The organism is Streptomyces sp. 3330, assembly GCF_031456635.1.
In the GTDB taxonomy this organism is placed as follows: Bacteria; Actinomycetota; Actinomycetes; order Streptomycetales; family Streptomycetaceae; genus Streptomyces.
Window position 1 is genome coordinate 27,452 of sequence record NZ_JAVDVA010000023.1, and the last position, 21,796, is coordinate 49,247.

Consider the following 21,796-nt stretch of genomic DNA (forward strand, 5'->3'; position numbering starts at 1 on the left):
GGGATCAGCGGCGACCTTCGCGCGTGCCGCCCTCGCGGTCGGCGCCGAACTCCTCCGCGAACACGGCCCCGTACTGCTTCATGAAGTCGCTCGCGGCCTCGACGAACGTGTGGCCGACTTCGCCGGCGTCCTGTCTGACCAGCTCTTCTATGTAGCGGTTGACGCTCATGCCGCGGGCCGTGGCGCGCTCGCGGGCGGCGCGGGCCGTGCCCTCGTCGACGCGTACGTTCAGCTGGGTCTTCGCCATGCTTCGACGCTAGCGCCGTGGTGCTAGCAACGGCAAGGGCGGCCCGGAGGTGAAAAGGGATACCGGGTGTGCGCCGGGTCACACTACGCTCGGGCGGGCAGAAACCCGGCCCACTGGTCGGCATGTCCGAACGAGCGAGGAGGCAGCCTTGTCCACACCTGCTGCGGAGCACGCCCCCGGCCTGGCTTCGGCCGGCGGGATCGCGGCCCGCGCCCGCGGTCTGACCAAGGCGTACGGCTCGGGCGAGACCACGGTGCTCGCCCTCGACTCGGTCGACGTGGACATCGCGCGCGGCCGCTTCACCGCCGTCATGGGACCGTCCGGCTCCGGCAAGTCGACCCTGATGCACTGCCTCGCGGGTCTCGACACGGTGTCGGCCGGCCAGGTGTGGATCGGCGACACCGAGATCACCGGGCTGAAGGACCGGGAGCTGACCCGGCTGCGACGGGACCGGATCGGGTTCATGTTCCAGTCGTTCAATCTGATCCCGACGCTGAACGCGGCCGAGAACATCACCCTGCCCATGGACATCGCGGGGCAGAAGCCCGACCAGAAGTGGCTGGACCAGGTGATCGACACGCTCGGCCTGCGGGACCGGCTGAAGCACCGGCCGGCCCAGCTGTCCGGCGGCCAGCAGCAGCGTGTGGCCTGCGCCCGGGCGCTCGCCTCCCGCCCGGAGCTGATCTTCGCCGACGAGCCGACCGGCAACCTGGACTCGCGCGCCGGGCTGGAGGTCCTCGCGTTCCTGCGGGAGGCCGTCGACCAGCTGGGGCAGACCGTCGTCATGGTCACCCACGACCCGGGCGCCGCCACCCACTCCGACCTGGTGCTCTTCCTCGCGGACGGGCGGATCGTGGACGAGATGGAGCGGCCCACGGCGGAGGCGGTGCTGGAACGCATGAAGCGTTTCGACGTGATCCGCGCCCAGTCCGACGGCGAGACCGGCGCCGCCGTCGGCATCTCGGCCGCCGACGCCGCCGCCCACGGCGCCGACGTCGCCGAGGAGAAGTGATCCGGTGCTGAAAGCCACGCTCAGGAGTTTCCTCGCGCACAAGGGGCGGCTGCTGCTGTCCGCGCTCGCCGTCGTCCTGTCGGTGGCGTTCGTCGCGGGAAGCCTGATCTTCTCCGACACGGTCTCGCGCACCTTCGACCGGCTCTTCGCGTCCACGTCCGCGGACGTGACGGTCGAGCCCGCCGACGACCTGGACGCCTCCGTGCCGACCGGCGCGGTGCAGACCGTGCCCGCCTCCCTCGCCGCGGAGGTGGCCCGCCTCGACGGCGTCGCGTCGACCCACGCGGACGTGAGCGTGGAGAACATCACGGTCGTGGACGGCGAGAACGAGTCCGTCGGGCCGACCACGGGCGCGCCCACCATCGCCACCGACTGGTACGTCACCGACCGCAGCCCGGTGAAGCTGACGTCCGGCCGCGCACCGCGGGGCGCGGCCGAGGCCATGCTCGACGCCGACACCGCCGACAAGAAGCACGTGGAGATCGGTGACACCCTCACCGTGATGGCCCAGCCGGGCTCGTTCAAGGTGAAGGTCGTCGGCATCGCCACCTTCACCACCACCAACCCGGGCGCGGCCCTCGTCTACCTCGACCCCGTGACCGCCGGCGCCCAGCTCCTCGGATCGCCGGACAAGGCCACGAGCATCTCCGTCGACGCGGCGCGGGGGGAGAGCGACGCGGCCCTCGCGCGGCGCGTCACCGCCGCGATCGGCGCCGGGTACGACGTGAAGACCGCGGACGAGCAGGCCGAGTCGTCGGCGGAGGCGCTGGGCGGGTTCCTCGACGTGGTCAAGTACGTGATGCTCGGCTTCGCCGGGATCGCCGTCCTGGTCGGGGTGTTCCTGATCGTCAACACGTTCTCGATGCTGATCGCCCAGCGCACCCGCGAGCTGGGGCTGCTGCGCGCCCTCGGGGCCGACCGGCGTCAGGTGCGCCGCTCGGTGCTCACCGAGGCGGTGCTGCTCGGTGTCGTGGGCTCCACGCTCGGCCTCGCGGCGGGCGTCGGTCTGGCGGCCGGGCTGATCAAGCTCATGAGCGCGTTCGGCATGAACCTGAAGGCCACGGAGATGGTCGTCGGCTGGGCGACCCCGGTGGCGGCGTACGTCGTCGGCGTCGGCGTCACCTTTGTGGCGGCGTACCTGCCGGCCCGGCGCGCCGCGACCGTGTCGCCGATGGCGGCCCTCGCGGACGCGGACATCGCCGGTGTGGGGCGGCCGCTGAAGGTGCGCGCGGTGGTGGGCGCGGTCGTCGGCGCGCTGGGCGTGGCGGCGCTCGCCGGCTGTGTGACCTCCTCGGAGACGGCGTCCGCCGCCTCCCTGCTGGGTCTGGGCGTCGTGCTCACGCTCGTCGCCACGGTCATCGCGGGGCCGCTGCTGGTGCGTCCGGTGATCCGCGTCCTCGGCGGCGCCTTCCCCGCGCTGTTCGGCTCGGTCGGCCGGATGAGCCAGCGCAACGCCCTGCGCAACCCGCGCCGCACCGGCGCCACGGCGGCCGCGTTGATGGTGGGCCTCGCCCTGGTGGGCGGGATGTCGGTGGCGAGCGCCTCGATGTCCAAGTCCTTCGACCAGCAGATCGACAAGACGCTGGGCGCCGACTTCGTCGTCCAGAACGCCAACTTCACGCCGTTCTCGCAGGAGGTCACGGACGCGGTGCGCGGCACCGACGGCGTCGGCCTCGTCGTACGGCAGCGGTTCGCGCCGCTCGCGGTACGGCTGCCCGACGGCAAGCGCGTGGAGACGACCGCCGCCGGTTACGACGACCGGGTCGACGACGTCGCGCACGTCACCTACGCGCAGGGCGACACGGCGGCCGCGCTGGCGGACGGCGCCATCGGCATGGACGTCGACTTCGCCAAGGACCACGGGGTGCGGCTGGGCAGCGTGCTGCCGGTGGAGTTCCCCGGGAAGCAGACCACGTCGCTGAAGGTCGCCGCGCTCACCGACCAGGACGGCGGCGACGGGTTCGGCATGCAGGGCGGGCTGTTCCTCGGGATCGCCACCGTCGAGAAGTACGTGCCCGGCGGGCAGGACTCCGCGCTGTACGTGAACGCGGCCTCCGGCACCGGCGGCGACCGACTCCGTCCCCGGCTGGAGCGGACGCTCGACGCGTATCCGCAGGTACAGGCGCGCGACCAGGCCGACTACAAGAAGCTGGTGCACGATCAGATCGCGGTACTGCTCTACCTGGTGTACGCGCTGCTCGGGCTCGCGATCGTCATCGCGGTGCTCGGTGTGGTCAACACCCTGGCGCTGTCGGTGGTGGAACGGACCCGGGAGATCGGGCTGCTGCGGGCCATCGGGCTGGGCCGGCGGCAGTTGCGCCGGATGATCCGGCTGGAGTCGGTCGTGATCGCGGTGTTCGGCGCGGTGCTGGGTCTGGCGCTCGGTCTGGTGTGGGGCGTGTGCATCCAGCAGGTGCTGGAGCTGCAGGGCATGAAGGCGCTCGCCGTCCCGTGGGGCACGATCGTCGCGGTCGTGGTGGGCTCCGCGGTCGTCGGCGTCGTGGCGGCGCTGCTGCCCGCGCTGCGCGCCTCGCGGATGAACGTGCTGGCCGCCATCGCACACGAGTGAGCGGCCGCGGCGGGCACCCGAGTTCCTGACGGCGGCGCGGCGGCAGCATCGCCGCGCCGCTCCCGGCGGGCCCGGCGGCCCGGCGGCGGGCAGGCGTCCGCATGCTGGAAATCCGCGGCCGGCCCGCTCTCCCGCGTGGTGGGATCGGTTCCATGACCGATCTGCGGATACGGGCCGCCGGGCCCGAGGACCTGGACACCGTGCTGGCCTTCTGGAAGACCTCCGCCGAGGGCACGAGCATCAGCGACGACCGGAGCGGGGTGGAGCGGCTCGTCGCGCGCGATCCGGGGGCCCTGATCCTCGCCGAGCGGGGCGGTGAACTGGCCGGGACGGTGATCGCCGGGTTCGACGGATGGCGATGCCATCTGTACCGGCTGGCGGTGCACCCGGAGCGGCGCCGCCAGGGCATCGGCTCGGCGCTGCTGGCCGCCGCGGAGGAGCGGTTCGTGCGGCTGGGCGGGCGCCGCGGGGACGCCATGGTGCTCACCCGCAACGAAACGGCTCATCATGCCTGGCGCGCGGCGGGGTACGCGCCGGAGGAGAAGTGGCGGCGCTGGGTGAAGCCGCTCAGCGACTGACCGGAGCCCCGAAAAGGCTCCTTTGCCGATCCTTTACTATTGGGGGACTGCGCGGAGGATCCGTGCGGTCCCCTGACGACTCCATGAAAGGTGTGAGCGTCCGCCCATGGGCGAGCCTCCCCGTACCCCCACGCGACATCGCGCGCCCCTCGCCACCCTGTCCGATCATGGGACGGAGGTGACCCGATGACCGAAGTCCTGCTCCTCCTGGTGGCGATCCTGCTGTCGCTCGCGTGCGGCGCCTTCGTCGCCGCGGAGTTCTCGCTGACCACGGTCGAGCGCAGCGAACTGGAACGGGCGGTGGAGCGCGGGGAGCGCGGCGCTCCCGGAGCGCTCAAGGCCGTACGGAACCTCACCTTCCAGCTCTCCGGCGCCCAGCTCGGCATCACCGTCACCAACCTGGTGGTCGGCATGCTCGCCGAGCCGTCGATCGCCCAGCTGATCGCCGGGCCGCTGGAATCGCTCGGCCTGTCGAGCAGCACGTCGAGCTCCGTCGCACTGGTGCTGGGCACGGCCCTGTCGACGGTGTTCCTGATGGTCGTCGGCGAACTCGTGCCCAAGAACTGGGCGATCTCCTCCCCGCTGGCCGTCGCCAAGCGCGTGGGCAACGCGCAGCGCTGGTTCAGCGCCGCCTTCCGGCCCTTCATCACCCATCTCAACAACACCGCGAACCGCATCGTGCGCCGCTTCGGCGTCGAACCCACCGAGGAACTGGCCGCCGCGCGCGGCCCGCAGGAGCTCGCGGCCCTGGCCCGGCACTCCGCCAAGGAGGGCGCGCTGGAGGCGGACACCGCGGAGCTGTTCGTGCGCACGCTGAACCTGGCCGATCTCACCGCGGAGAACGTGATGACCCCGCGCGTCCAGGTCATCGCCCTCGAAGCGGCGGCCACCTGCGAGGATGTGGCGAACGCGACCCGGGCGACGGGTCTGTCCCGGTTCCCGGTGTACCGCGGCAGCCTCGACTCGGTGGTGGGCACCGCGCACATCAAGGACGTACTGGCGATCCCGGCCGAGCGCCGGCTGCGCGTGCCCGTCTCGGAGATCATGCGGGAACCGCTCCTCGTGCCCGAGTCGCTGACCGTCGACCGGCTCCTGGACCGGCTGTCCGGCAAGCGGACGATGGCGGTGGTCATCGACGAGTACGGCGGCACGGCGGGCGTGGCGACGCTGGAGGACATCGTCGAGGAGGTCGTCGGCGAGGTCCGCGACGAGCACGACCCGCACGAGACGTCCGACCTGGCGGCCGCGGGCAAGGACGACGAGGGCCGCACGCTCTATTCGGCCGACGGCGCCGCCCGCACCGACCAGCTCGCGCGCGTGGGCCTGCAGACGCCCGAGGGGCCGTACGAGACGCTCGCCGGCCTGCTCGCCACCGAGCTGGGCCGGATACCGGCCGTCGGCGACTCGGTGGAGGTCGCGGGCTGGCGCATGGACGTGGTGGACGCCTCCGGCCGGCGGGCCGCGCGCGTGCTGCTGCACGCGCCGCTCGCCCCGTCCGAGGACTTCGAACAGGAGGCCGGGAAGTGACCGCCGTCCAGTTGCTGATCGCACTGGCGACCCTCGTCGTCAACGCGTTCTTCGTCGGCGCCGAGTTCGCGCTGATCTCCGTACGCCGCTCCCAGATCGAGCAGTACCTCGAGGACGGCGCGAAGGGCGCCCAGGGCGAGCGGCGCGCCCGGAGCGTGCTGTGGGGCCTCCAGCACGTGTCCGCCCTGATGGCGGCCGCGCAGCTCGGCATCACGCTGTGCACGCTGGTCCTCGGTGTGGTCGCCGAACCCGCCATCGCGCACCTCCTGGAACCGGTCTTCCACGCGGTGGGCGTGCCCGAGGGCGCGGGACACGCGGTCTCCTTCGTGATCGCGCTGGCGGTGGCGACCTATCTGCACATGCTGCTCGGCGAGATGGTGCCGAAGAACATCGCGCTCGCGGAGCCGGTGCGCAGCGCGCTGCTGCTGGGCCCGCCGCTGGTCACGCTGGCCCGGGCGCTGCGTCCGGTGATCTTCGCGATCAACGCGTTCGCGAACGGCCTGCTGAAGCTGCTGAGGATCGAGACCAAGGACGAGGTCGCGGCGGCCTTCTCGGACGCCCAGCTCGCCCAGATCGTCAAGGACGCGGGCGAGGCCGGCCTCATCGACGACCGGGCGCTGGAGCGGCTGCACGACGCCCTGGAGCTGGGCCGCCGGCCGGTGCGGGATGTCGTCCTGCCGCTGGAGCGGGTCGTCTACGCGCGCGTCGGCGTCACTCCGGAGGAACTGGAGCGGCTGGCGGCGGAGTCCGGGTTCTCGCGGTTCCCCGTGGTGGACGAGGGGCGCCGGATCGTGGGTTACCTGCACGTGAAGGACGCGCTGGACGCCTCGCCGCGGGACACCGCGTTCCGGCCGGCCGACATGCGGCCCATCGCGCGTGTGCGGGAGGCGACTCCGCTGGACGACGTCCTCACCGCGATGCGGGGCACCCGTACGCACCTGGCGGCCGTGCTCGGATCCGACGGCCGGCTGTCCGGCCTGGTGACCATGGAGGACGTCCTGCGGGAGCTGTTCGGTCAGCGGGCGTGAGCCCGCCGGGGCCGGAGGGCGAGCGGCCGCCGCGCGGCGGGAGAGGTCGGAGGTGACCGACCGCTGGGTATGGGACTCGGGCTACCATCGATGGCGCCATGCAGACGAATCCCACACACACCAGCCTGGTCGCCCTCGGCGACTCCTTCACCGAGGGCATGTCCGACCTGCTGCCCGACGGCTCCTACCGGGGCTGGGCGGACCTCCTCGCCGCGCGGATGGCCGCCCGCACCCCCGGCTTCCGGTACGCCAACCTGGCGGTGCGCGGCAAGCTGATCGGGCAGATCGTCGACGAGCAGGTGCCGGTGGCCACCGCGATGGGCGCCGACGTGATCACCCTGGTCGGCGGCCTCAACGACACCCTGCGCCCCAAGTGCGACATGGGCCGCGTGAAGGGTCTGCTGACGGAGGCCGTGGAACGCCTGACCCCCGCCTGCAAGGAGCTGGTGCTGATGCGCAGCCCGGGCAGGCAGGGGCCGGTCCTGGAGCGTTTCAGGCCGCGCATGGAGGAGCTGTTCGCGCACGTCGAGGAGCTCGCGCAGCGGCACGGCGCGCTCCTCGTCGACCTGTACGGCGCCCCGTCCCTCGGGGACCCGCGCATGTGGGACATCGACCGGCTGCACCTGACGGCGGAGGGCCACCGCCGGGTCGCGGAGGCGGTCTGGCAGGGCCTCGGGCACGACCCCGAGGACACCGAGTGGCATACGCCGATGCCGGCCACGCTGCCTCCGGGCTGGGCCGCCCGCCGCGTCGCGGACGCGCGGTTCGCCCGGCAGCACCTGCTCCCCTGGATAGGCCGCCGCCTGACCGGCCGGTCCTCCGGGGACGGCCTGCCGCCGAAGCGGCCCGACCTGCTGCCGTACGAGGGCCAGGGGTAGGCGTCTCCCGAGCCCGTCCCGCGCGCGTCCCGAGCCGGCCCGGGGCCCAGGCCGGTGGCCGGAGCCGGGGCGGGCCCGCGGGCGGGGCGGGGTGACGCCGGTCTCGTAGGTTCCGCCGAACGGGACCGTGGCGCTGGCCTGCACGAATCGCCAGTAGAATCCGTACACGTGACTTCCGCTCCCGCCAAGCCCCGCATCCCCAACGTGCTCGCCGGACGCTACGCCTCCGCCGAGCTCGCCACGCTCTGGTCGCCCGAGCACAAGGTGAAGCTGGAGCGTCAGCTCTGGCTCGCCGTGCTGCGGGCTCAGAAGGACCTCGGGATCGAGGTGCCGGACGCGGCGATCTCCGACTACGAGCGTGTCCTCGACACCGTCGACCTGGCCTCCATCGCCGAGCGCGAGAAGGTCACCCGGCACGACGTGAAGGCCCGGATCGAGGAGTTCAACGACCTCGCCGGGCATGAGCAGGTCCACAAGGGCATGACGTCCCGCGACCTGACGGAGAACGTCGAGCAGCTCCAGATCCGGCTCTCGCTGGAGCTCGTCCGCGACCGCACGGTGGCCGTGCTGGCGCGCCTCGGCAAGCTGGCCGGCGAGTACGGCGAGCTGGTCATGGCCGGGCGCTCCCACAACGTGGCCGCGCAGGCCACGACCCTGGGCAAGCGGTTCGCGACCGCCGCCGACGAGCTGCTCGTCGCCTACGGCCGGGTCGAGGAGCTGCTCGGGCGCTACCCGCTGCGCGGTATCAAGGGCCCCGTCGGCACCGCCCAGGACATGCTCGACCTGCTCGGGGGCGACGCCGCCAAGCTCAGCGAGCTGGAGGACCGGATCGCCGGTCACCTGGGCTTCTCGCAGGCGTTCACCTCGGTCGGCCAGGTCTACCCGCGGTCGCTGGACTACGAGGTCGTCACCGCGCTGGTGCAGCTCGCGGCGGCCCCCTCCTCGCTGGCCCGGACGATCCGGCTGATGGCCGGGCACGAGCTGGTCACCGAGGGGTTCAAGCCCGGCCAGGTCGGCTCCTCGGCGATGCCGCACAAGATGAACACCCGCTCCTGCGAGCGCGTCAACGGCCTGATGGTCATCCTGCGCGGCTACGCCTCGATGACCGGCGAGCTGGCGGGCGACCAGTGGAACGAGGGCGACGTGTCCTGCTCGGTGGTGCGCCGGGTCGCGCTGCCGGACGCGTTCTTCGCGCTCGACGGTCTGCTGGAGACGTTCCTGACGGTGCTCGACGAGTTCGGCGCCTTCCCGGCGGTCGTCGCCCGGGAGCTGGACCGCTACCTGCCGTTCCTCGCCACCACCAAGGTGCTGATGGGCGCCGTGCGCGCGGGCGTCGGCCGTGAGGTCGCGCACGAGGCGATCAAGGAGAACGCCGTCGCCTCGGCGCTGGCGATGCGCGAGCAGGGCGCCGAGCGCAACGAACTGCTGGACAAGCTGGCCGCCGACGAGCGGCTCCCGCTCGACCGCGCCCGGCTGGACGAGCTGATGGCCGACAAGCTGTCCTTCACGGGCGCCGCGGCGGCCCAGGTGGCCACGGTCGTCGGCCGGGTCGAGGAGATCGTGAAGCAGCGCCCGGAGGCGGCGGGCTACACCCCGGGAGCGATCCTCTGACCCGCTTCACCCAGGCGGAACTGGAGGCCGCCCGCGACCGTCTCGTACCGGACGTCGTCGCGGGCGGTCTCCGCGTGCTGTTCTGCGGCATCAACCCGGGCCTGATGACGGCGGCCACCGGTCACCACTTCGCCCGCCCGGGCAACCGCTTCTGGCCGGTGCTGCATCTGTCCGGCTTCACCCCGAGACTGCTGAAGCCCGCCGAGCAGCAGGAGCTGCTCTCCTACGGGCTCGGCATCACGAACGTGGTGGCGCGGGCGACCGCGCGGGCCGATGAGCTCACGGCGCGGGAGTACCAGGACGGCGGCCGGCTGCTGGCGCGCAAGGTGACCCGGCTGAAGCCCCGCTGGCTGGCGGTCGTGGGCGTGACCGCGTACCGGGCGGCCTTCGACGACCGCAAGGCCGCGGTGGGCCCGCAGGAGCGCGTCATCGGGGACACGCGCGTGTGGGTGCTGCCCAATCCCAGTGGGCTGAACGCGCACTGGACGGCGGCGACGATGGCGCAGGAGTTCGCGCGGCTGAGGGCGGCGGCGGAGGACTGAGGGCCTCGCGCCGGAACGGCGCACGTCGTCCGGGGCGCTCAGGGCGGGTCGGTCTCGGTGACGACCAGCAGGAGCTGGATCTCGTCGTACGGGTCGAGGTCGGCTACTCCCAGGGCCACCCAGCGGCCGTGCTCCTCCGCCCGCCAGAGGCACATCTCGCCCACCCGGAGGCTCAGCTCGGCCCAGGGCTCGGGTATCTCCTCGGCCCCGGTCCGCAACCGGACCGTCTGCAGTCCGACGCGGTACGGAGCTCCCCATCGCACCGTCAGTTTCCCGGCCAGGTGCTCCTTCTCCTCGAAGAACCGCTCCCCCTCCGCCCGGCGCACCGCGGCGTCCGCGACCGCGAGGCCGTAACTGGTCACCAAGGCCGTCGTACCGTGACCGGGCCCGAGGTACCTGTCGATGTCCATGAGCTCCAGTAAACCGGCCGCCACTGACAATTGGCGGACCGTCAGCGGGCCGGGCGGCCGGGCGACCCGCACCGCCCCCGCCGCGCGTCGGCGGCCCGAGGGTCCCGGCGGGGCCGCCGCCGCGCTGATCTACGCTGGCCGGATGCCGGTCACCGTGGTCCTCGTCGACGAAGAACCCCTGGTGCGGGCCGGGCCGAACAAGCGGGAGGCCGAGGGACCGCGGCGGCCGCCCTGCCGGATGCCGGAAGCCGGGATCGCGGCCCGGCCCGTCCCCGGGGCCACGACGCCCCGGTCCCGTGCCGGGGGCGCCTCCGGCGACGACCGGGGCGCGGGACCGGGCGCGGGCGGTGATCACGGTGTACGGGTCGGGGTCCGTCGCGGCGGGGTGAGCGCGCCGGTGGATATCGGTACGGATTCCTTACTCGCCGGGGTCCGCATCGCCGAGTACGATCCGCGCAACACGCGCACGAGCTGGAAGGACGGACGTTGGGGCAGCTGACCGGCGGGGATCCCTCGCTGCTGCGAAGGATCAATTCCGCGGTGGTGCTGCACGCTCTGCGTGCCGCGGACTGCGCGACGCTCACGGAGATCACCCGCGTGACGGGCCTGTCCCGGCCGACCGTCGAGGGGGTCGTCGAGGACCTCATCGGGGCGGGGCTCGTCGTCGAGAAGGCGGCCGACGGGAGTGTCGCCCGGCGGCAGGGGCGGCCCGCGCGGCGGTTCCGGTTCCGGGCGGAGGCCGGGCATCTGCTGGGGCTGGAGATCGGCTCGCACCGGGTGGCCGCGCTGCTGTCCGACCTGGACGGCCGGATCCTGGGCGCGCAGGCCAAGGAGGTCGACGAGGCGGCTCCTGCGGACGATCGGCTGGAGCGGCTGCGCACGGCCGTGGCCGAGCTGCTGCGCCGGGCGGGCGTCCCGCGCAGCTCGCTGCGGGCCGTGGGGGTGGGCACGCCCGGGATCGTGGAGGCGGACGGGACCGTGCGGCTCGGCACCGCGCTGCCCGAGTGGACGGGGCTGCGGCTGGGCGAGCGGCTGAGCCGTTCGTTCAAGTGTCCGGTGCTGGTGGAGAACGACGCCAACGCGGCGGCCGTGGCGGAGCACTGGAAGGGGTCGGCCACCGAGTCGGACGACATCGTCTTCGTGCTGGCCGGCCTGAGCCCGGGCGCGGGCTCGCTGATCGGGGGCCGGCTGCACCGGGGGTACGGCGGGGCGGCCGGGGAGATCGGCGCGCTGCATCTGCTGGGCCGGGAGGTGACACCGGAGACGCTGCTGTCCATGACGGACGAGCCGCTGCATCCGCTGGACGAACAGGCGGTCGCCGCGGTGTTCGCGCAGGCCCGCGAGGGCGACCGGCAGGCCCTTGCCGCGGTGGACCGCTTCATCCAGCGGCTCGTCCACGACGTGGCCGCGCTGGTCCTGGCGCTCGATCCGGAGCTGGTCGTGGTGGGCGGCTGGGCGGCCGGGCTGGACGGTGTGCTGGAGCCGCTGCGCAACGAGTTGGCGCGCTACTGCCTGCGCCCGCCGAAGGTGGCCCTGTCGCTGCTGGGCGAGGCGGCCGTCGCGACGGGGGCGCTGCGGCTCGCCCTCGACCATGTCGAGGAGCAGTTGTTCGCGGTCGAGGGGACCGTGACGGCGCGGCGGTGACGGCGTTCCGACGACGCGGCGGTGACGGTCCGTCACCGTGAAGAGCGCCGCGCCCCGGTGGAGTTCCGGGGCGCGGCGGGCAGGTCCGCCCGGTGAGGTGCGCACCGGCGCGCGGACCGCCCTCGACGGGCGCCGGGTGCAGGCCGTTCAGGGTGCCTGCCGTGTCCGGCGCGCGGCGGACGGGGTGTTCAGGAGGCCCGGCGCTCCGGTCCGTGGTGTATCTCCACGCCGCCGGACGCGCCGAACGTCAGCCGGCAGGTGTCCGCGCGGTAGGTCGCGACGGACAGCGCGGCGGTGCGTCCCGCGGCGAAGAAGCGGGTGGTGACGACGAGGACGGGTGCGCCGGGGAGGCGGTCGAGTTCGCGGGCGTCGTCCGCGCGGGCGGAGCCCAGCTCCACGGCGCGGTCCTGGCCGTCCAGTTCCAGGTGCTGGAGGGCGCGCAGCACCGCACGCGCGCGTGCCGCCTCGGAGGGGGTGTCGATCGCGGCGAGGCCGGGCACCGACGCGACGGGGACGTAGAGCAGTTCGGCGGCGACGGGCTGGCCGTGCGAGACCCGCGAGCGGCGCACGATGTGGACGGCCTGGTCGCGCGCGGTCTCCAGCGCGGTGGCGACGGCCGCGGGCGGAGCCGCGAGGGTGCAGTCGACGGCCTGCCAGGCGTCGTCGCCCGTGCCCGGCCAGACCTGCTGGTCGCTGCCGACGGCGACGCCCATCCGGGGTGGGGCGACCGTGGTGCCGACGCCCCGGCGGCGCTGGAGCCGGCCCTCGAGTTCGAGCTGCTCGAGTGCCTGGCGGAGCGTGGCGCGTGCGACGCCGAAGCGGGCGGCCAGGTCACGCTCGTTGGGCAGGATCTCGCCGACGGTGAATTCCGAGTCGAGTGCCTCGCTGAGCACGGTCTTGAGATGCCAGTACTTCGGTTCCGGTACCGATTCCAGCTGCGTGGTCCCCACCCTGTCCTCCGCAATCGCCGTGGTCCGGCGGCGTTTTTCGCGCCCTTGTTTATTAAAGGTTGTTGTACTTCTCTGCGACGATAGGGCGGCCCCCACCCTTGGTCAAGACCAATCCTCGATCCCTGCGGGGGCCGGCAGGCGTCGGGATGAAAAGGGTTCACGGGGCGTTCGTACGGGCGCGGTTCCGTGACACTGCGGCAAGGTCCGCGCAGCAAAGGCGGACTCGCGGCGGGCAGCGCGGCCGGCCCCGGGGGCTACCCGCCGGTAGCTATTGCTGACAAACTGTCCAGGGCGTCCGCCGGCCGGCCCACGGCCCGTCCTGTCGAGGAGCTCACCATGTCCGCCACCGTCTCCTTCACGGTCCCCTCCCCCCGTGGCCCGCTGCCCGTCACGGTGTCCTACGCGCGCGTGGGCCGGGGCGAGCCGCTGCTCCTGCTCCACGGCATCGGACACCACCGGCAGGCCTGGGACCCGGTGGTGGACATCCTGGCCGCCGAGCGCGAGGTGATCTCCGTGGACCTGCCGGGCTTCGGCGTGTCCCCGCCGCTGCCGGACGGACTCTCCTACGACCTGCGCACGACGGCCGCCGTGTTCGCCGCCCTCTGCGAGGCGCTGGAGCTCGACCGGCCGCACGTCGCGGGCAACTCCCTCGGCGGGCTGATCGCCCTGGAACTGGGCCGCGAGAAGCTCGTACGGTCCGTCACCGCGCTGTCGCCCGCCGGGTTCTGGTCGCAGGCCGAGCGGCGCTACGCCTTCGGCGTCCTGCTGACGATGCGGCAGATCTCGCGCCGGATGCCGCTGCCCCTCGTCGAACGGATGGCGAGCACCGCGGCCGGCCGCACCGCTCTCACCAGCACCATCTACGCCCGGCCCAGCCGGCGTTCACCCGAGGCCGTGGTCGCCGAGACGCTGGCCCTGGCCCGGGCCACCGGGTTCGACCAGACCCTGCGGGCCGGCGCCACCGTCCGCTTCACCGACGACCTCCCCGGCATCCCGGTCACGCTCGGCTGGGGCACCCGCGACTGGCTGCTCGTGCGCCGCCAGGGCGTGCGCGCCAAGCGGGTCATCCCCGGCGCGCGTCTGGTGCGGCTGCCCGGCTGCGGCCACTGCCCGATGAACGACGATCCGGCGCTCGTCGCGCGCGTGATGCTCGACGGCAGCCGCTGAGGCACCGGGGCCACGCCCCAGCACCCCGGCCCCCAGCGCGACTCCGGCCCCGACCAGGGCACTCCCCACGCCCTGGGCGGGGCCGTACGAGCCCGTTCCTACGAGCGGGGCGGTGCAGGCGGCCGCCACCGGGATGAGCCCGGAGAACAGCGTGGCGCGCTCCGCTCCGATCCGCTGCATGCCCATGTACCAGCACACGAAGCCGACGACGGTGACGACGGCCGCCTGCCACAGCAGCGCGGCCGCCTCCGTGCCGTCCGGCCGCCGCAGCCACGCGCCGCCGTCGAGCAGCAGCCCGGTCGCGGCGGCCTCCGCCGCCGCGACCGCGCACACCGTGGCGGACAGCAGCCGCGGCCCGAGGACGCGCAGGACGGGCACGGCCAGCACCGCGAAACCGACCTCCCCGGCCAGCGCGCAGACCGAGTAGGCGATGCCCGCGCCGTCCGTGCGGCCCCACCCCTGCACCGTGCACGCGCCGACCGCGACCAGCAACGCCCCGGCCAGCACCGGACGGCGGGGCCGCCGCCCCTCCAGCAGCGGGACGACGACCGCCACCACCACGGGCGCGCAGCCCACGAGAACGCCGGGGACGGCGGGTTCCGCGCTGCGCTCGGCGGCCAGCACCGCCACGTTGAAGCCGACCGTCCCGACAGCCGCGAGCAGCGCCAGGCGCAGCCACAGGCGGCGGGTGAGCGCGCGCAGCCGGTCCACGGCCCCCGCCCCCACCAGGGGTACGAGCAGCAGACAGGCGAGGCCGTAGCGCAGGGCCTGGCCGCCCGCGTACGGGTAGGCGCCGAGGACGCTGTTGGCGGTGAACGACCCTCCGACGAGAAGGCAGGCGAGCGCGGCGAGCAGGGACCCGCGCAGGGTGATCGCGTTCATGGAACCGACGCTAGGAACGGCGGCGGTCCCGGTTAAGGTCCACTTCCATGACGCCATCGGGGACCAATCCCGGCGCGGGCCCCGGGTCACCCGCCTGGGAGCTGCTGCTGCCGGCCGCCTCGGCCCCGCCGCGCGCGCGGGGCCGTGCCCTCCGGGCCGCGCTGCGGGACGCGGTCCGCTCGGGTCGGCTCGCGCGGGGCACCCGGCTGCCGTCGAGCCGGGATCTCGCCACCGACCTCGGGGTCTCGCGCGGGCTGGTGACGGAGGCGTACGAGCAGTTGACGGCCGAGGGCTATCTGCGCAGCGACCGCGGCGCGGGGACCTGGGTGAGCGGAGCCGTCCGGGCGGCCCGGCCCCGCGCGCGTGACCTCGCTCCGCGTCCCGCGGGCGTCCGGGCCGACTTCGTGCCGGGCACCCCGGACCTGTCGCTGTTCCCGCGTGCCGCCTGGGCCGCCGCGCAGCGGGGGGTGCTCGCCGAGCTGCCCCATCACGAGCTCGGCTACCCCGACCCGCGCGGGCTCCCCCGGCTGCGCACCGCGCTGGCCGGGCTCCTCGCCCGCCGCCGGGGCGTGGTCGCCGACCCGGAGCGGCTCGTCGTCGTCTCCGGGGTGGCGCAGGCGAGCGCGTTGCTCGGGCTCGCGCTGCACGCGCGCGGGACGCACACCGTGGGCGTCGAGGACCCCGGGAGCCCCCGGCACGGCGCCCTGTACGCCGCGACGGGCGTGAGCGCGGTGCCGCTGCCGCTCGACGCCGAGGGGCTGGCCGTGGAACCGCTCAGGTCGTCCGGGGTACGGGCGGTGGTGACGACACCCGCGCACCAGTTCCCCACCGGGATCGCGTACTCGGCGCGGCGGCGCGCCGAACTGCTCGACTGGGCGCGGTCCGTGGACGGCTTCGTGATCGAGGACGACTACGACGGCGACTTCCGTTACGACCGCGCCCCGGTGGGCGCGCTGCAGGGCCTGGACCCCGAACGCGTGGCCTACACCGGGTCGGTCAGCAAGTCGCTCGCACCGGGACTGCGGCTCGGCTGGCTGCTCGTGCCCGAGGCACTGGCCGCGGAGGTCGCCGAGCGCAAACGGACGATGGACCTCGGCCATCCCACGCTCGACCAGGCGCTGTTCGCCCGGTTCGTGGAACGCGGCGACTACGACCGTCAGCTGCGCCGCTGCCAGCGGGCCTACCGGGAGCGCCGGGACGCCCTGGTGGGCGCGCTCCGGGAGCACTTCCCCGGGGCGCGGGTGTCCGGGATCGCGGCGGGGCTCCATGTCATCGCCGAGTTCCCCGCGCGGTACGGGCCGCGGGAGCGGTTCCTCGCGCGGACGGCAGCGGCGGGGGTCGAGGTGCGCGCGCTGACGGAGTACACGCACGCGGGTGCCGCGCGGGACGCACGCCTGCGTCTCGTCCTCGGCTACGCGCAGCTGTCGCCCGCGCGCGTCCGGGACGGCGTGCGCCTGATGGCGGAGGCGGTCGCGGGCGGGTGACGGCCGCGCGCGCCGGATCCCGTGTTCCCGCGGCCGGTTGTTCACTTGCGGTTTCCGTGCGCGCTGCGGCGCACCAGTAGGTGTGGCTGTGCACACCGGCCGGTTCCCGACCCTGGAGGCCCCTCCATGTCACCCAGTCCGATTCCCGGACGCCGCGGCGTCCTGCGCGGCTCGCTCGCCGCTTCCGCGGCCCTGACCCTGCCCGCCGCCCTCGGCGCGGCTCCCGCTTTCGCCCGGTCCGGGCGGCCCGGGGCGGGATGGGGTGTGCAGGCCGGGGACGTGACCTCCGACTCCGGGCTGGTGTGGGTGCGCTCCGACCGTCCGGCGCGGATGGTCGTCGAGACCGCGGCCACCGAGTCGTTCCGCGGCGCCCGCCGCACGTACGGTCCGCTGCTCGGCGCGGGCACGGACTTCACCGGCACCACCCGGCTGCACGGGCTGCCCGCGGGCGAGCAGATCCACTACCGGGTGCTCCTCGCCGACCCGGACGACCCGCGGCGCACCGGGGAGCCGGTGACCGGCACCTTCCGGACCGTCTCCCCGGGGCGCCGGCGCGGGGTGCGTTTCCTGTGGTCGGGAGACCTCGCGGGCCAGGGCTGGGGCATCAACCCCGAGCTGGGCGGTTACCGCATCTACGACGCGATGGCGAAGCTCGATCCCGACTTCTTCCTGTGCAGCGGCGACACCATCTACGCCGACGGCCCGATCGCGGCGACCCAGGCGCTGCCGGACGGCACCCTCTGGCGGAACATCACCACCGAGGAGAAGTCCAAGGTCGCCGAGACGCTGGCCGAGTTCCGCGGCAACTTCCGCTACAACCTGCTCGACGAGAACCTGCGCCGCTTCAACGCCCGGGTGCCGTCAGTCGTCCAGTGGGACGACCACGAGGTCCGCAACAACTGGTACCCCGGCGAGGTGATCGCCGGCTCCGACGCCCGCTACACGGAGAAGAGCGTCGACGTGCTCGCGGGGCGCGCCCGGCGGGCGTTCGGCGAGTACTTCCCGATCTCGACCCTGCGTCCGGGTGCGCGCGAGGGCCGGGTCCACCGGGTGGTGCGCCACGGGCCCCTGCTGGACGTGTTCGTGCTGGACATGCGGACGTACCGCAACGCCAACTCGCCGGACGACCAGACCGTGGACCCGCAGGGCATCCTCGGCGCCGAGCAGCTGGAGTGGCTGAAGCGGGAGCTCTCCCGCTCGCGCGCGGTGTGGAAGGTGATCGCCGCCGACATGCCGATCGGCCTGGTGGTGCCCGACACCACCGAGGGCAGGGCGAACATCGAGGCCGTCGCGCAGGGCGACCCGGGCGCGCCGCTGGGCCGCGAGCTCCAGATCGCCGAGCTGCTGCGGTACATCAAGCACCGGCGGATCACCGGCACCGTGTGGCTGACGGCCGACGTGCACCACACCTCGGCGCAGCACTACCAGCCCGCGCGGGCCGCGTTCGGCGACTTCGAGCCGTTCTGGGAGTTCGTCTCCGGACCGCTGAACGCGGGAGCCTTCCCGGCCGGCGCGCTGGACGACACGTTCGGTCCGGAGCGGGTGTTCGTGAAGGCGCCGACCGCCTCGAACGTGTCGCCCGCCGGCGGCTACCAGTTCTTCGGCGAGGTCGACATCGACGGCGGCAGCGGGGAGCTGACGGTGCGTCTGCGCGAGCAGGACGGGACCGTGCTGTTCACCCAGGTCCTCCAGCCGGGGCGGGTCGGCCAGTAGTCCCGTCCCGTACCCTCGGACGCGTGCCGCGCACCGGCGTCATCCCCCGGTGCGCGGCACGGTCGTGACGTCCCGTACAGGGTGTGATCGTAGAAGAATTAACAAAACGGGCATTGGGAACCTTTACCCATCAGTCACAAACCGTTCGTGATCACGCAACACCATTCCTCCACAGTGGCTGCATGACTCGAGACATGTCTGATGTGACGCGTGCGAAACGCGGACGCCCCGTGCACCACTGGCGACGGGACGTGGTGGAACTCGCCGCGCTGTTCACGGCGGTCGCGGTGGCCGACGGGGTGGCGAACCTGGTGGGCCACGGCCCCGACGGTCCGGCGCTGCTGACCGTCTCCGCGGCCTTGCTCGTCGCCACGGCCGGCTTCCACACCTGGTGGGCGCGGCGCCACGGTCACGCGCCGCCCACGGGCGATACCGACGCCCGGCCGCCCTCCGAGGAGTCGCAGGCCGGGCCGTCCGAGCTCCCCTCCGGGGCCGCCGGGGAGAGCGCCCTGTGGCGGATGCGGACGACGGTGAAGGACGCCCCGGGGTCGCTGGCGGCGCTCTGCGCGGCGCTGGCCGGCCACCGGGTGGACATCCTGAGCCTCCAGACGCACCCGCTGGGCGAGGAGACCGTGGACGAGTTCCTGCTGCGCGGCCCGGGCGGCCTGGCGGCGGGCGAGATCACCCGGGCCGTGGCCCTGGCGGGCGGCAGCGGCACCTGGATCGAGCGGGCCGACGCCCATGACCTGGTGGACGCGCCGACCCGGGTCCTCGGCCTGGCCACCCGCACCGCTCTCGACGCGGCTGAACTACCCTTGGCCCTACGTCAGTTGCTGGGCCGCTGCACGATCCGTTCGCTGCCCGCCGCGCCGGGCGCCGGCGGCCGTGGGCCGGAGGGCGTGCCGGTGGAGGGCGTACTGGAGGACACCGTGATGCGCCTGCGGGCGCCGGAAGGCGGAGTGATCACCGTGGAGCGGCCGTATCTGCCGTTCACCCCGACCGAGTTCGCCCGCGCGCGTGCGCTGGTGGAGCTGGACGCCCGGCTCGGCCCGCGGGTGCCGAGCGGCCAGGACGTGCTGACCCTGCCCGAGGGCAACGCGATCACCGTGCGCCGGGCCGACACCGGTGACCTGGCGGCGGCGAAGGCCATGCACGAGCGGTGCTCCTCGCGCACGCTCGGCATGCGCTACCACGGGCCCGTCGGCGACGCCGACCGCTACCTCAGGCACCTGCTCAGCCCCCGCTTCGGCCGCACCCTCGCGGTGCAGACGCCGTCGGGGCGCGTCGTCGGCCTGGGCCACCTGCTGTGGGACGGCGACGAGACGGAGGTCGCCCTGCTGATCGAGGACCAGTGGCAGCGGCGCGGCGTCGGGGCCGAACTGCTCGGCCGGCTGGTGGCGATGGCCGTCGAGGCGGGCTGCGAGAGCGTCTACGCCGTGACGCAGGCCTCCAACACCGGCATGGTCGCCGCCATGCGCGGCCTCGACCTGCCCCTCGACTACCAGATCGAGGAGGGCACGCTGGTCATCACCGCCCGCCTGGACGGCGCCACGACCGGGGCACGGGCCGGCTCCGGGCGCTACGACGAGCGCGTCACCCGCGACTGAGCGACGCGCCGCGGACGGCCCGGCGGTACGACGACCGCCGGGCCGTCCGCACACGGTCCACCGCTCACGGGTGACGCACACGCCGTCCGGCGCATCCGACGCGCCGCGCGCCCGCGCGGGCCGTTCACCGCACACGGACCGCGGCCCGCGTCACACGACGGCGGCCCCGCGCCCGGCCGGGTCGGCGGCCGTGGCGTCCGCCGCGCCGAGTGCCCCCCGCAGGTCGTCCCACAGATCCTCGACGTCCTCCAGGCCGACCGAGAGCCGCAGCAACCGGTCGCTCACGCCCGCGCCCCGGCGCTCCTGGGCGTCCACGATGCGGTGGCTGATGGACGCCGGGTGCTGGATGAGGGTGTCGACGCTGCCGAGGCTGACGGCCGGGGTGATCAGACGGACCCCCGCGATGACCTCGTGCGGGTCGCCGTGGACCTCGAAGGCGATCATCGCGCCGCCGATCCGCGGGTAGTGGACGCGGGCCACCCGCGGGTCGGCGGCCAGCCGCCCGGCCAGGTCGGCGGCGGTCGCGGAGGCGGCCCGCACCCGCACCGGCAGCGTCGACAGGCCCCTCAGCAGCAGATAGCCGGCCAGCGGATGCAGCACGCCGCCGGTGGCGAACCGTATCTGCCGCAGCCGCCCGGCGAACTCCTCGTCGCAGGCGACCACACCCCCGAGCACGTCACCGTGTCCGCCCAGGTACTTGGTGGCACTGTGCAGGACGAGCCGCGCTCCGCGCTCGGCGGGGCGCTGGAGCACGGGCGTCGCGAAGGTGTTGTCGGCGAGCAGCGGGACCGAGCCGCAGGCGTGGGCGACGGCCCGCAGATCGACCTCGGCGAGCGTCGGGTTGGCCGGCGACTCGACCATGACGAGACCGGTGTCCGGGCGCAGCGCGTCGGCGATCCCGGCCGGGTCGGTCCAGGTGACCTCCGAGCCGAGCAGCCCGGCGGTCAGCAGATGGTCGCTGCAGCCGTAGAGGGGCCGTACGGCGACGACGTGCCGCAGCCCCGTCGAGGAGCGCGCGAGCAGCACCGCGCTCAGCGCCGCCATCCCGCTGGCGAACGCGACGGCGCTCTCGGTGCCCTCGAGCCGGGCGAGGGCCGTCTCGAACCGGGCGACCGTCGGGTTGCCCAGCCGGCCGTAGACGGGCGGCCCCTCCGGCTCCGCGCCCGTCGCGGCGAACGCGTCGATGCGGGCCGCCTCGCCACGGCTGTCGAACGAGGGGTAGGTGGTGGACAGGTCGATCGGCGGGGCGTGCAGGCCCTGGCCCGCCAGGTCGTCCCGCCCGGCGTGCACGGCCTCGGTGGCCAGTGCCCGGGGTGCTCCCGACGCGGGTCGGCGTACGCCGTCGTACGCGTGCGTGCTCGCTGAGGCTGAGTCCATGGACGGCAGGGTGAACAACGGACGGGGTCCTGTATTCGAACGCCGTGCTACGTTCGGCCCATGGCTGAATCCGTCGTACTGGATCCGGTCGATCTCCAGCTGCTGCGGCTGCTCCAGAACGACGCCCGGACCACCTACCGCGACCTGGCGGCCCAGGTCGGGGTCGCGCCGTCGACCTGTCTGGACCGGGTGACCCGGCTGCGCCGCTCGGGCGTGATCCTCGGTCATCAGCTGCGGCTCGATCCGGCCAAACTGGGCCGTGGCCTCCAGGCGCTGCTGTCGGTGCAGGTCAGGCCGCACCGGCGGGAGTTGGTGGGGCCCTTCGTGGAGCGGATCCGAGGGCTGCCGGAAGCGCTCACCGTCTTCCACCTCACCGGGCCCGACGACTACCTCGTCCACGTCGCCGTCGCGGACATGGCCGATCTCCAGCGACTGGTGCTCGACGAGTTCACCTCGCAGCGGGAGGTGGCCCGGGTCGAGACGCGGCTGATCTTCCAGCAGTGGGAGTGCGGACCGCTGCTGCCGCCGACGACTTCGGGACAAACAGCGTGACGTGCGCCGCCGCCTCGT

19 protein-coding genes and 1 pseudogene are annotated in these 21,796 nt (G+C 73.9%); 15 read left to right on the forward strand and 5 right to left on the reverse strand.

Going from position 1 to position 21,796, the window contains the following annotated elements; genetic code table 11:
• Positions 1-4: 4 nt before the first annotated feature.
• Complete coding sequence (locus J2X68_RS30925) at positions 5-247, reverse strand: toxin-antitoxin system HicB family antitoxin (RefSeq protein WP_310435897.1); 243 nt, start codon at positions 245-247, stop codon at positions 5-7.
• A gap of 148 nt (positions 248-395) precedes the next feature.
• Between J2X68_RS30925 and J2X68_RS30930 the strand changes: the two genes are divergently transcribed.
• The 8 genes from J2X68_RS30930 (at position 396) to mug (ending at position 9,992) form a co-directional block, all read left to right on the forward strand.
• On the forward strand, positions 396-1,259 hold the full coding sequence (locus J2X68_RS30930) for an ABC transporter ATP-binding protein (protein WP_310435898.1): 864 nt from the start codon (positions 396-398) through the stop codon (positions 1,257-1,259).
• Between the two features lie 4 nt (positions 1,260-1,263).
• The gene (locus J2X68_RS30935) at positions 1,264-3,828 is read left to right on the forward strand and encodes an ABC transporter permease (protein WP_310435899.1); all 2,565 of its coding nucleotides are present in this window, start codon (positions 1,264-1,266) and stop codon (positions 3,826-3,828) included.
• 152 nt (positions 3,829-3,980) lie between these two features.
• Positions 3,981-4,406 (forward strand): GNAT family N-acetyltransferase, encoded by a 426-nt coding sequence (locus tag J2X68_RS30940; protein ID WP_310435900.1) that lies wholly within the window; start codon positions 3,981-3,983, stop codon positions 4,404-4,406.
• A gap of 186 nt (positions 4,407-4,592) precedes the next feature.
• Positions 4,593-5,933 carry a hemolysin family protein gene (locus J2X68_RS30945; RefSeq protein WP_310435901.1) on the forward strand — a complete coding sequence of 447 codons (1,341 nt, stop codon included), beginning with the start codon at positions 4,593-4,595 and terminating at the stop codon, positions 5,931-5,933.
• Positions 5,930-6,961, forward strand: coding sequence for a hemolysin family protein (locus tag J2X68_RS30950; protein ID WP_310435902.1), 1,032 nt, complete (start codon positions 5,930-5,932; stop codon positions 6,959-6,961). The genes J2X68_RS30945 and J2X68_RS30950 overlap by 4 nt, the downstream gene beginning before the upstream one ends.
• A 98-nt stretch (positions 6,962-7,059) precedes the next feature.
• A complete protein-coding gene (locus J2X68_RS30955; RefSeq protein WP_310435903.1) occupies positions 7,060-7,839 on the forward strand; it encodes an SGNH/GDSL hydrolase family protein in 780 nt (259 codons plus the stop codon).
• A gap of 168 nt (positions 7,840-8,007) precedes the next feature.
• The gene (purB, locus tag J2X68_RS30960; RefSeq protein WP_310435904.1) at positions 8,008-9,450 is read left to right on the forward strand and encodes an adenylosuccinate lyase; all 1,443 of its coding nucleotides are present in this window, start codon (positions 8,008-8,010) and stop codon (positions 9,448-9,450) included.
• Positions 9,447-9,992, forward strand: a complete 546-nt coding sequence (gene mug, locus J2X68_RS30965; RefSeq protein WP_310435998.1) for a G/U mismatch-specific DNA glycosylase — start codon at positions 9,447-9,449, stop codon at positions 9,990-9,992. The genes purB and mug overlap by 4 nt, the downstream gene beginning before the upstream one ends.
• A gap of 38 nt (positions 9,993-10,030) precedes the next feature.
• On the opposite strand, the gene J2X68_RS30970 is transcribed toward mug, so the two are convergent.
• Positions 10,031-10,402, reverse strand: a complete 372-nt coding sequence (locus tag J2X68_RS30970) for a hypothetical protein (RefSeq protein WP_310435905.1) — start codon at positions 10,400-10,402, stop codon at positions 10,031-10,033.
• A gap of 142 nt (positions 10,403-10,544) precedes the next feature.
• On the opposite strand from J2X68_RS30970, the gene J2X68_RS30975 reads away from it, so the two are divergent.
• Together J2X68_RS30975 and J2X68_RS30980 are read left to right on the forward strand one after the other, a co-directional pair.
• Positions 10,545-10,901, forward strand: a complete 357-nt coding sequence (locus tag J2X68_RS30975; RefSeq protein ID WP_310435906.1) for a hypothetical protein — start codon at positions 10,545-10,547, stop codon at positions 10,899-10,901.
• Entirely contained in the window at positions 10,889-12,046 is a 1,158-nt protein-coding gene (locus J2X68_RS30980) for an ROK family transcriptional regulator (protein ID WP_310435907.1), read from the forward strand. Before J2X68_RS30975 ends, J2X68_RS30980 begins: the two co-directional genes overlap by 13 nt.
• 188 nt (positions 12,047-12,234) lie before the next feature.
• On the opposite strand, the gene J2X68_RS30985 is transcribed toward J2X68_RS30980, so the two are convergent.
• Positions 12,235-12,996: a GntR family transcriptional regulator gene (locus tag J2X68_RS30985; protein ID WP_310435908.1), complete on the reverse strand. Its 762-nt coding sequence runs from the start codon at positions 12,994-12,996 to the stop codon at positions 12,235-12,237.
• 336 nt (positions 12,997-13,332) lie between these two features.
• On the opposite strand from J2X68_RS30985, the gene J2X68_RS30990 reads away from it, so the two are divergent.
• Entirely contained in the window at positions 13,333-14,163 is an 831-nt protein-coding gene (locus J2X68_RS30990) for an alpha/beta hydrolase (protein ID WP_310435909.1), read from the forward strand.
• A gap of 93 nt (positions 14,164-14,256) precedes the next feature.
• Here the strand turns inward: J2X68_RS30990 and J2X68_RS30995 are convergent.
• A pseudogene (locus tag J2X68_RS30995) lies at positions 14,257-15,102 on the reverse strand (EamA family transporter); the annotation flags it as partial.
• Between J2X68_RS30995 and J2X68_RS31000 the strand changes: the two are divergent.
• The 3 genes from J2X68_RS31000 to J2X68_RS31010 all read left to right on the forward strand — a co-directional run bounded on the left by J2X68_RS31000 (position 15,093) and on the right by J2X68_RS31010 (position 19,849).
• Positions 15,093-16,529, forward strand: coding sequence for a PLP-dependent aminotransferase family protein (locus tag J2X68_RS31000; protein WP_310435910.1), 1,437 nt, complete (start codon positions 15,093-15,095; stop codon positions 16,527-16,529). The pseudogene J2X68_RS30995 and the gene J2X68_RS31000 sit on opposite strands and share 10 nt — an antisense overlap.
• Positions 16,530-16,655: 126 nt before the next feature.
• Complete coding sequence (locus J2X68_RS31005; protein WP_310435911.1) at positions 16,656-18,242, forward strand: alkaline phosphatase D family protein; 1,587 nt, start codon at positions 16,656-16,658, stop codon at positions 18,240-18,242.
• A 194-nt stretch (positions 18,243-18,436) separates the two neighbouring features.
• The gene (locus tag J2X68_RS31010; protein ID WP_310435912.1) at positions 18,437-19,849 is read left to right on the forward strand and encodes a GNAT family N-acetyltransferase; all 1,413 of its coding nucleotides are present in this window, start codon (positions 18,437-18,439) and stop codon (positions 19,847-19,849) included.
• A gap of 150 nt (positions 19,850-19,999) precedes the next feature.
• Here the strand turns inward: J2X68_RS31010 and J2X68_RS31015 are convergent, their stop codons facing one another.
• Positions 20,000-21,226: a PLP-dependent transferase gene (locus tag J2X68_RS31015; protein ID WP_310435913.1), complete on the reverse strand. Its 1,227-nt coding sequence runs from the start codon at positions 21,224-21,226 to the stop codon at positions 20,000-20,002.
• Positions 21,227-21,286: 60 nt separating this feature from the next.
• Here J2X68_RS31015 and J2X68_RS31020 point away from each other — a divergent pair, with 60 nt between their 5' ends.
• On the forward strand, positions 21,287-21,778 hold the full coding sequence (locus tag J2X68_RS31020; RefSeq protein WP_054240412.1) for an Lrp/AsnC family transcriptional regulator: 492 nt from the start codon (positions 21,287-21,289) through the stop codon (positions 21,776-21,778).
• Positions 21,779-21,796 lie beyond the last annotated feature (18 nt).

Coding starts and splice junctions, on each gene's coding strand:
- J2X68_RS30925 (WP_310435897.1), bottom strand. CDS start 247: ATGGCGAAGACCCAGCTGAACGTACGCGTCGACGAGGGCACGGCCCGC.
- J2X68_RS30940 (WP_310435900.1), top strand. CDS start 3,981: ATGACCGATCTGCGGATACGGGCCGCCGGGCCCGAGGACCTGGACACC.
- J2X68_RS30945 (WP_310435901.1), top strand. CDS start 4,593: ATGACCGAAGTCCTGCTCCTCCTGGTGGCGATCCTGCTGTCGCTCGCG.
- J2X68_RS30955 (WP_310435903.1), top strand. CDS start 7,060: ATGCAGACGAATCCCACACACACCAGCCTGGTCGCCCTCGGCGACTCC.
- J2X68_RS30970 (WP_310435905.1), bottom strand. CDS start 10,402: ATGGACATCGACAGGTACCTCGGGCCCGGTCACGGTACGACGGCCTTG.
- J2X68_RS30975 (WP_310435906.1), top strand. CDS start 10,545: ATGCCGGTCACCGTGGTCCTCGTCGACGAAGAACCCCTGGTGCGGGCC.
- J2X68_RS30990 (WP_310435909.1), top strand. CDS start 13,333: ATGTCCGCCACCGTCTCCTTCACGGTCCCCTCCCCCCGTGGCCCGCTG.
- J2X68_RS31000 (WP_310435910.1), top strand. CDS start 15,093: ATGACGCCATCGGGGACCAATCCCGGCGCGGGCCCCGGGTCACCCGCC.
- J2X68_RS31005 (WP_310435911.1), top strand. CDS start 16,656: ATGTCACCCAGTCCGATTCCCGGACGCCGCGGCGTCCTGCGCGGCTCG.
- J2X68_RS31010 (WP_310435912.1), top strand. CDS start 18,437: ATGTCTGATGTGACGCGTGCGAAACGCGGACGCCCCGTGCACCACTGG.
- J2X68_RS31015 (WP_310435913.1), bottom strand. CDS start 21,226: ATGGACTCAGCCTCAGCGAGCACGCACGCGTACGACGGCGTACGCCGA.
- J2X68_RS31020 (WP_054240412.1), top strand. CDS start 21,287: ATGGCTGAATCCGTCGTACTGGATCCGGTCGATCTCCAGCTGCTGCGG.